This is a genomic window from Klebsiella sp. HMSC09D12, from assembly GCF_001808475.1.
GTDB classification, from domain to species: domain Bacteria; phylum Pseudomonadota; class Gammaproteobacteria; order Enterobacterales; family Enterobacteriaceae; genus Klebsiella; species Klebsiella oxytoca.
Map to the genome: position 1 here is coordinate 1 of NZ_KV793488.1, position 8,528 is coordinate 8,528.

The 8,528-nt window shown below is 46.4% G+C and carries 7 protein-coding genes and 3 pseudogenes; 4 read left to right on the plus strand and 6 right to left on the minus strand.

The genetic code is table 11. The features are described from left to right. Window positions 1-108: 108 nt before the first annotated feature. The 5 genes and pseudogenes from HMPREF3178_RS17610 to HMPREF3178_RS17630 all read right to left on the minus strand — a co-directional run bounded on the left by HMPREF3178_RS17610 (window position 109) and on the right by HMPREF3178_RS17630 (window position 3,290). A complete protein-coding gene (locus tag HMPREF3178_RS17610) occupies window positions 109-579 on the minus strand; it encodes an RES family NAD+ phosphorylase (protein WP_004026354.1) in 471 nt (156 codons plus the stop codon). Next, window positions 576-1,019: a type II RES/Xre toxin-antitoxin system antitoxin gene (locus HMPREF3178_RS17615; RefSeq protein WP_070585341.1), complete on the minus strand. Its 444-nt coding sequence runs from the start codon at window positions 1,017-1,019 to the stop codon at window positions 576-578. Before HMPREF3178_RS17615 ends, HMPREF3178_RS17610 begins: the two co-directional genes overlap by 4 nt. A 120-nt stretch (window positions 1,020-1,139) precedes the next feature. After that, window positions 1,140-1,510, minus strand: a pseudogene (locus tag HMPREF3178_RS31340) (DUF4113 domain-containing protein); the annotation flags it as partial. Window positions 1,511-1,584: 74 nt separating this feature from the next. Next, window positions 1,585-2,571, minus strand: a pseudogene (locus HMPREF3178_RS17625) (DUF979 domain-containing protein). After that, entirely contained in the window at window positions 2,568-3,290 is a 723-nt protein-coding gene (locus HMPREF3178_RS17630; protein WP_004117884.1) for a DUF969 domain-containing protein, read from the minus strand. The pseudogene HMPREF3178_RS17625 and the gene HMPREF3178_RS17630 overlap by 4 nt, the downstream one beginning before the upstream one ends. 198 nt (window positions 3,291-3,488) lie before the next feature. On the opposite strand from HMPREF3178_RS17630, the pseudogene HMPREF3178_RS17635 reads away from it, so the two are divergent. Beyond that, a pseudogene (locus HMPREF3178_RS17635) lies at window positions 3,489-3,719 on the plus strand (hypothetical protein); the annotation flags it as partial. A 1,645-nt stretch (window positions 3,720-5,364) separates the two neighbouring features. On the opposite strand, the gene HMPREF3178_RS31795 reads toward HMPREF3178_RS17635, so the two are convergent. Then, window positions 5,365-5,634, minus strand: coding sequence for a hypothetical protein (locus tag HMPREF3178_RS31795; protein ID WP_004117878.1), 270 nt, complete (start codon window positions 5,632-5,634; stop codon window positions 5,365-5,367). Window positions 5,635-6,226: 592 nt separating this feature from the next. Between HMPREF3178_RS31795 and mobI the strand changes: the two genes are divergently transcribed. The 3 genes from mobI to HMPREF3178_RS31800 all read left to right on the plus strand — a co-directional run bounded on the left by mobI (window position 6,227) and on the right by HMPREF3178_RS31800 (window position 8,309). Continuing rightward, window positions 6,227-6,604: a conjugative transfer protein MobI(A/C) gene (gene mobI, locus HMPREF3178_RS17645; protein WP_070585343.1), complete on the plus strand. Its 378-nt coding sequence runs from the start codon at window positions 6,227-6,229 to the stop codon at window positions 6,602-6,604. Between the two features lie 84 nt (window positions 6,605-6,688). Beyond that, entirely contained in the window at window positions 6,689-7,477 is a 789-nt protein-coding gene (locus HMPREF3178_RS17650; protein WP_049102574.1) for a hypothetical protein, read from the plus strand. Between the two features lie 328 nt (window positions 7,478-7,805). After that, on the plus strand, window positions 7,806-8,309 hold the full coding sequence (locus HMPREF3178_RS31800; protein ID WP_224244172.1) for a TraI domain-containing protein: 504 nt from the start codon (window positions 7,806-7,808) through the stop codon (window positions 8,307-8,309). The last annotated feature ends 219 nt before the right edge of the window (window positions 8,310-8,528 follow it).

Sequence of the window (8,528 nt, forward strand, 5' to 3'; positions counted from 1 at the left end):
TTTATTAGCGCTGTTTTATGGGGATCCCTCAGCGCCGCTGGCGGGCTTTTTTATGTGACACCGGACAGGAGCGCCAGGCATCATGACAGCACCCTCTCCTCCTTTGCTTCACTTCCTGTCAGGTTTAAGACGACTATCAAACCGGAACGGTATCTGTTGAGCCTTCTGCACAATCCCGTAAAACTCAGGGTGCTCAGGATTTAACAGATAATTGAACTCCACCGGCGATAAGGCTGAGGGAACACGCAGTGCAACCGAGCTCCTGGTAAATGACCAGGCATCTCCGTAATCAGCCAGTTCCTGAGGCGCATCCTCATCAGCCCAGTTGCCCGGTAATTCATCCATGTTTGCGCTTTGGATCAGTTCATCAGGCACATCGATACTCAGTAGCGTGAAAGAGTCCATTATCTGTGCCGCATGCAGGTGTACCAGCGTCTCCAGCATCGTTAGTGATGCCGTTTCGGAGACATATACCATTGACACCCCCACGCTATTCCAGCGCCCACCAGCCTCTTTCGCACCATATCCGGTCCAGGCCGTAGAAAGATACTTGGTTTTCGTCAGCCTGTAGAGGATCACGAGTACACCCCATGCTCCAGACGCGTAATCAGCTTAATGACCTCATACGCTCCTGTCTCGGATGCCATCAGGTCTGCTGGCACTTTCCAGCTCAATGCCCGGTTAGGTTCGTTCAACCACTTCTGTGCGGCTTCCTTGTCGCCTTCAAACAAATCTACCGCCCGACCAATGACGCGGATAATCCGGACCAGACGTTCACTTTGTTCCGGGTTAAAACGTGCCTTCACACTGCGGCTAAATGTGGTCGACGGGATACCGGACATTTTTCTCAGGTCATTTTGGGTTATTCTGGCCCAGTCAGTGATCCGGTTCGCCACCTTCCCGTCCAGGCCTTCATTGATTTGACCCAGCAGCGCTACGCCATCAGCATTATTTAACCCGGCAACCTGCCAGAGGCGCTGTGGTCTGGCTGGAGTTGAGGACAAACTAAATGTTTTCATAGCAAACCTCCATTTGGTCCTTACATTATACCCAAATGGCAATAACAGAGCAAATATCAACCACCAGCAGACGAACGGAATTTCTCCTGATTGCGATGCCTCAGAGTGTAGCATCGGTATCTAGTCCCTCCTCGGTGTGTAGGCTGGAGAGAGCATATCTCTCTTCATTGACCACGCCGGTGCGATGCCCCGACCGGCAAACCATACTTTCCTTTACCTGAGTTGTTGATCGTATCCAGTACGTTCATGAGCGCGTCACTGTTTGCATACGACCTCCCTTCATCAAATAACGGTAGCTGGGTAACTCCGCAGTGACGGAAATCGTTGAGCATGACACCCGCCTTTGCATAGTTATGTCCGTCTTTCCAGATTTTATCCAGAACCCGGCCCACCGCCACGATAATGTCCCACGTATCACGTGACGGAATGCAAAGCTGTTCGCTGGAAACTTTGCTGTAATAGGGTTCATGTTTTGAAAAAGACGAGGTTTTTCCAGGCGCAAATAGGTCAAAGGAATGCGGGCAAACGCGTCAGCCTTATCTTGCGTTAATTCCATGACAGCTCCTTAGCGAAACACGAGGAAATACATTAAGAACACGTTCACCACCAGCAGGGTTAACGCGGTCGGGATTTGGATTTTGATCACCTGATATTTGTCCTTCAGCTCCAGCAGAGCGGCGGGAACGATGTTGAAGTTTGCGGCCATTGGCGTCATCAGCGTGCCGCAATAGCCCGCGTACATGCCAAACGCTAACAGAGGCGCCGGATTCACGTGATGAACGTTGATCAGAAACGGCAACGCGATACCGGCACTTAATACCGGAAAGGCCGCAAACGCATTGCCCATGATCATGGTGAACAGTGCCATCCCCACGCAGTAAATGATCACCAGCATGAAGCGGTTATCCGGGTTCACAAACAGGCTCACTACCTTTTGCACCGAGTCGCCCGTGTTTGCCACCATAAAGACCCCGCCAAGCATGGCCAGCATCTGCGGAAGGATCACCGCCCAGCCGATAGTATCGACAAGACGACGAGACTGACGAACAGCATGCAGCGGCGTTCCTTTGGTAAGCCACCAGCCGGTGAGGATCGCCGCAACGCAGGCAACGGAAAGCGCCGCCAGGGTGAGCTGTTTTTGATCGAGCAGGAACACGCCGCCGATCGACACCCCTTTCAGGAACAGGGTGCCGATAACCGTCACCATCGGGATCATCAGCGCAGGCAGGAACAGTCAGTTCTTGAGTATGTTCGAAGAGGCAACTCGCGCCTCCTCGGTGGACATTCTATAGTACCCTATCCCGACTAGGCTAAATCCCGCCAGCAGGGCGATAGCGATGACGCCGCCGCCGATGATGCGGTACGCCAAGGATTTACCGAGTTCCTGTACCATCAGGTCGCCAAACAGGAAGATCCCGCCAAACAAAAACCAGAACAACGCGGTTGTAAAACGCTTTGGATTGGCGCGATCGCGAAGGGTCATGACAACCAGCAGCATCACGACAAAACCAATCAGGTAATACACACGGTTAATGGTGATAAGCGTCATCATTGTGTGGGCTCCTGCATCCTCTGCTCTGCTCGCCATGCCATGATGTCTCGACGGATGCTGGCATTGAGGCTCAGCAGGCGCGTAATATGAATAATTAATGCCGCAATGGCGGTTGGAATGGCCCACAGGCCGATATGCAGCGGTTCGATACCCTGAATGCCGTTCTCTTTCAGAAACGCGTCAATTAGCAGCACTGCGCCAAAAGCAATAAAGATATCTTCTCCGAAGAAAACTGCGATGTTGTCACACGCGGCGGCATGGGCTTTGATTTTGTCGCGAATGTGCTGTGGGACTTCGCCGTATTCGTTCAGCGCCGCTCCTTCGGCCATCGGGGCCAGCAGCGGACGCACCGTCTGGACATGGCCGCCCAACGACATCAGCCCCAGCCCGGCCGTGGCTTCACGCGCAACAAAATAAAGCATCAGAATACGCGCCGAAGTGACACTAGCGATCTTCGCCACCCAGGCCTGGGCGAGCTCCTTAAGCCCGTAATACTCCAGCAGACCAATGACCGGTAGGATCAGAATGAAGGTGGCCAGCGAACGGCTGTTCACGAACTTCTCACCGAAGGTTTCCAGCAGCATGCCGAAATCCATACCGACCAGCAAACCCGTCGCCAGCCCCGCTACCACGACCACCAGCAGCGGGTTGAAGCGCAATGCAAAACCAATAACCACGATCGGTATCCCGATCAGCGGCAACAGTGTAGTACCGTCCATAACGTTTACCCTATCGAAAGTGAGCGTTGCGCGCCAGCGGCTATTTTTTTAATTTGCGGCGAGCGATGTTGTGTTTTTCGTCAAGTTTGGTAAACCTGCGCTAAAAAGCTACATCTTTACCTCAACAACATGCATACAAATTATCAATAAAATATTCTTATTTTATTGATAATTTTACATTCATTGCTAAGGATCGTTATGACTTCAGAAAAGAGTGCTAACCCCCATCACGACGATATCAACGACGGCCGGATCGTTTCCTCCCGCCATCTGGTGTCGGATCGCTGCCCGGAGCTGTCGGAGCTGGAATATGCGCTAATTATGACCAGCAACGCATTCAACAAATGGATGGTGCGCTGCATGACCGCAGCGGGTGAACCTGACATGGGCGCCTTTGACGTCTCCCTGCTACATCATATGAACCACCGCATTTCCTCAACTCTCGCCTTACGGTCAGGTTTTTATCATCTGGAGAAAACGGGATGGGCCCAAAAGGTATTCGGCCAGACGGATGCTGACAGTATCAGGGCTGGCTGAAAACATAGCGCCCAGCTCTTTTTCAAACCTGATTTTCTCGAATGGACATGTAGTCATTTTTAACGGTGGAAGTTCCTGAACAAGTTTCAGGATACAATCAGGAAATGGTTTTTAAGGTCTCCAGTTTTTGACTCTGTATGAACGTCAAGCAGGAGTAAATAAGAGGCACAACGGACATGAAGGTCCGGAGAAACCGTACGCAAGCGGTTATGGATGCTGTCTGAAAGATGAAATAAACTTCTCATCTGACGGCTTCGTTATTCCCGTCGATACAAAAGTGATATGGCAGATGATACTTGCGGTGTGTAAAGCTGCTTTTCCATGTATTCTTAATTATTTTTATTCAAAGGGAACAACGGACTAAGAATAACGCATAATAGCAACTTGTCATTTTTTTGCACTGCATGCTGGGCAGGAATAATACCTGTCCGGTGCATGATTGAAGGGATTTTTACATGGCAGGAAATAGTCTTTATAGTCAGCTTCCGGTATCCCGCCGAGAATTTCAACAGCCCTATTGACTTTGGGTGAGTAGTATTCCAGCGTATACCCGCATTTATTAAAAAATCAACAATTATATTAAAATACATTTCTCTTATTGATTCTGTATGGTTTTACGTGTCATATCCGAAAATGTGAATAGCATTGTTCACAACGACACTTTAGAGTAACATGGCGTATTTTTCACCGAGCCATTTACCTACCTTTTTTTTGTATTTGCCCCTTTTATCTACTCCAAACCATCGACAACTTTACGACCATGCAGAACTATTATGGGATATTTATTGGCATCAAATTCTACTAACTTTATTGCACTACCAGACTATTTAACTAGCTTACTTCGCTCTTTTTTAAGCCCATTACCCGAATTCTCCTTAACGTATATCTGGTCCTGTTCTGTCGACCGGCAGGAAAAACCACTTCATGTTTTCAGAAAACTTAATTTTAGCGAAGCATGCTCGGACACTGTTATTCTCCAACCTGAATTAACCTTAATCAAATTACGATATCAAGGATGTGAAGCCTGTTAACTTATATAACATCCAGACATCGCCAAAATAATTTAAGATTCTCATGTGAATCTTTAAGAGAAAATTCGAACCGTAAGTTTTCCATATTTACCATGGGGATGAAACCTTCCAGAACATCAGCCATAATCTCGTAACCTCATGCATATACTTTGTGATCACGTCGTCCGGTATCATAGGTTATAAACCGGGGAAAGAGAACCACATTTGTCACCTCCACAAAGGCGGACATTTCTGTATCGAGGAGCATATGAAAGCGTCATTAGACAGGGCCAAATAAGCCCTAACATAAGCTGGTTTAAATCTGGCCAGATTCCATAGATTGACCAGGAAATTCATCTGTATAGAGACGATGTTTTTCCTGAATAACTCAAGATCGACGGGTTTATAAACAGACTGCTTCCCGCTCAATAATTCGCATGGCTCATTTGGTTTCATCTCGGTACTGTCAAAAGGTCTGCCGTACGTTTCAAACTTCAGTAACTGAGAGTCATCCAGGATTAATTTTATTAACTCACCCCATAAAACAGGCTTCCCGTTGACACGGGAACTAGCAGGCTGCCTGGCCTGGCTTCTGACAGGGCAATTCTATTTAGACGCGCATCAGTGGCAGGATGGAAAAACCGCTCCAGCAGGTTCTCCGGTATATAGCGGTAGTCGGACGCGAGATCACGAGGCAACACACTGAGTAGTTTTTTCTGACTCCGTATCAACTGCAACTCCGAGCGGAGAAACGCCTTAATGACCGTGTCAGTCTGTACGTTGGGTTGTACGTCCATACGCTCTCCAGAGTACTTTTAAATCGCGCTACATACGATTACTAGAGGTCTGTTATTATATCAAAGCCATCTCAGAGATACTACCAAAAAAAACAAGCACTAATATTATTAGATACTAAATTATAAAAAAGCCCTGTCCTTTTACCTTGTACTGGTACTCATAACATTAGGCTCTTTTTATAGAAACTGCAGAGTTTTGCTCGGTTTCATTAGTACCTTTTCATCAAAAAAGTACTAATGAGGATAGATTTTCATTAGTACTTTTTCCTGTGAAAGGTACTAATGGCAGGACTGGACGCCTACACTTTCATTAGTACTTTTTTTGCAAATAGTTACTTATGTATAAGGGTACCTATTACTGGTTCGCAAAAAAGTTACTTTTCCCATCTCCACGGTTGCGTGGAGTGGTTTTCCGGGGATGGAACGCACACCGTGCGGGCCACAGGCAGAGGTTGTTGGACGAGCTCACAAGAAAGTTATTTTTTTGCCAACGACATGAGCACAAAAAAATTTAAAAAAAAATGCAAACACCCTTGTTAGTTTAGAGAACTCTTTCTGGATTCCTGTAGTCTGTGTTGCTGGAGGAGTTGATATGAACCCGATAATTACGGCACATCAGGAAATCGTTATCGAGAACTCGGTTCGCTATATCGAGTTACTGAAATCAGAGGCATCAAAATTTCTGGATGAATACTGGGAGGCCTGGAAGGCGCGGAATCAACTGATATCCCAGACCACGTATGCAAACGGGGGAAGATTTATATCCGGTCGTTTTTCTCCTGTGCTGAGAAAGGTTGGATCGTCGCAAAAGCTGACAATTGTATGGAAAGATTTTTCGCCCAGGTTCAAAAACAAAATTAAACATCATGGCGTGGTTGTTAAACCTAAACTCGTAGGTTACAGCGTTAGTTGTTTTAAAAATACCCTGGACTGGGAACTGGAGATGATCCAGGAAACAGAAAAAAATTAAACCAATCCGTGAACTACTCGCGGAATACCATCAACGAAAACTGGCCGACATCAAAAGACTGGAAAAACTGAAGAGGTTAATATAATGGCTGGCAACGCATCCCCAAAAACTGAACCGCGTAATCAACGAAACGCTGGAAATAACCTTGCTTTAGGGGTGGTCATTTCAAAATTAAAGCCACTTTCAAGTGATTTCTATACACACTTTCATGAAAAAAACAGAGCCTGCCTGCGCCAGTTTAACGCCATCTCCAATGCAATTTATAATATTTTACGCCTGGTAGAAGGTGACCAGGCGACAAGCACTAAAGTTCAGAAATGGCTCTCCGGTGTTTACGATGAACTGACGGGTAATGTAAATACCCTCAATGAGCAGATTGACAAAAATTTCGCCAGACTACTTCTGGATGATTCATCATACGAAGGGTTTGACTATGGTATATTTGAAATTCGCTGGAACCACCCATTGTTCTATAAATTGCTGGATATTATCCAGACCGCCAACGTCCTGACTCGTCAGGCACACCAGTTGTGGTTATGCGGTCAGTTATCACAACAGGTTCATGACCGAATTATCCTGCAACTCCTGAGCTCACTGCAGGTTGCTATGGACAAGATTACTAAAATACTGAACGCTGAAAATCGTGTGAATGGAAAATACGACATATTACCATTCATCCAGAGCATTAAGCGGTTTAAATCGGTGGAACTTTATATTGCCAGTCTCGAACCGAAGGCCCTTGCTCAGTCCGGTTACATTGACATTTCAGCTGATACTGGCAGTGAGCAGACATTAAAACCAGAGGAAGTGGCAGGCTCTGGCAAGCCATCTGACAAAACACAATCTTCTGCCACTCCTGTTTCGGCACAATAACTCACAGGTTGATATAAGTATTATATCTGGGCTTTTTTTTAAAATCAGGGACTCCCTCTTTGGAGTGTATGACCACGACATTATCTTTGATACAGATGATGAGTACGATATCCCGCACACGCCTATCAAGGATGTGCAAATATACCGTGATTATCCAAGTAAGCCTGCGTGTATAACGTTATTTTCAGAGTGTGCGATTTTATCCGTACATGCAAACCGGTTACAGTAAATCAATAGGTATATCGGTCTGCCAAATTCAGACCTGAGTGAGAAGGCCTGTACCTTCACTAATCTGGTCATTAAGCCATTGATGTAATATACATGCTGGATACATCTTTTACCTGCGTCTGAAAACCATCACCATGCCGGTACAGGGGAACTACTAACGAACAGTTTAGAGACGGCTTTCCTCGCTTTAAAATTTGCGTACAGCACTGAATTGCCCCCCATTGGTCTACAGGATGAAGAACAGATCCGAAAAGGTCATTATCTTTATGCAGCCTTTATTTGTTGGCTTTTACATGACGCAGGCAAGATATTTGATGTCGACGTTATTTCCTCCACCCCGGACGTTAAAATCACATGGAGTCCACTCTCATCCAGTCTGATGGGCTGGGCAAAGTCAAACCGTATTTTTTCCTATGAAGTTATATGGCTTAAAAGGCAGGCTAACGAGCATTCCGTGCGGGCACCTGTATTCCTTGAACGCTGCTTAAACGATACGTGCCTTAATTATTTGAGCGACGTAATCAAGGAACGGTTGTACGATAAAATGCTGTCGGCATTAGGTAATTGTACAACCAGTGATGATTTTATTTCTCGATGCATGTGAACGGCCGACTGGCATTCCACCGGCGCCGATACCAGCTATCGGTATGATAAACAATTCGCTATTCGGGCATCAGATACTAATGCCCGAATAGCGATTCTGAAAGACAATATCAATACTCTTAATATCAATGGTTTCAACTCATCGTCAGTACGCCATGATAGAAACTCAAAGCCTCAGGTACATATTATAATTATTGTTGGCTCTGTTTACATCTCAGGG

Excerpts from the sequence above, each read along its gene's own strand:
- HMPREF3178_RS17615 (WP_070585341.1), bottom strand. The coding sequence starts at position 1,019 with ATGAAAACATTTAGTTTGTCCTCAACTCCAGCCAGACCACAGCGCCTC.
- HMPREF3178_RS17650 (WP_049102574.1), top strand. The coding sequence starts at position 6,689 with ATGGCTGGCAACGCATCCCCAAAAACTGAACCGCGTAATCAACGAAAC.
- HMPREF3178_RS31795 (WP_004117878.1), bottom strand. The coding sequence starts at position 5,634 with ATGGACGTACAACCCAACGTACAGACTGACACGGTCATTAAGGCGTTT.
- mobI (WP_070585343.1), top strand. The coding sequence starts at position 6,227 with ATGAACCCGATAATTACGGCACATCAGGAAATCGTTATCGAGAACTCG.
- HMPREF3178_RS17630 (WP_004117884.1), bottom strand. The coding sequence starts at position 3,290 with ATGGACGGTACTACACTGTTGCCGCTGATCGGGATACCGATCGTGGTT.